This window comes from Oceanobacillus sp. CF4.6, assembly GCF_051262635.1.
Classification (GTDB): Bacteria; Bacillota; Bacilli; order Bacillales; family Amphibacillaceae; genus Oceanobacillus.
Map to the genome: position 1 here is coordinate 1 of NZ_JBIMEX010000053.1, position 203 is coordinate 203.

At 36.5% G+C, this 203-nt stretch carries 1 protein-coding gene; it reads left to right on the forward strand.

Annotation, left to right across the window (positions count from 1 at the left end; genetic code table 11):
• Nucleotides 1-203, forward strand: a 203-nt coding sequence (locus tag ACHABU_RS20775; protein ID WP_435766845.1) for an FAD-binding protein, incomplete at both ends; no start/stop codon positions are given.

The window sequence follows — 203 nt, forward strand, 5'->3', positions numbered from 1 at the left end:
AAGGGTCATAAAGTACATTTAGATATTAGTGCCATTAAAAATTTTGAAAAGAGATTCCCTTCTATTACAGATATTTGTCAGGAGAATGGAGTAAATTTGGCAGAAGGAAGAATTCCCGTTGTTCCAGGGGCTCATTTTTTAATGGGGGGTATTAAAACGGATTTAATTGGCCGAACGTCATTAAATGGCTTATTCGCGATAGG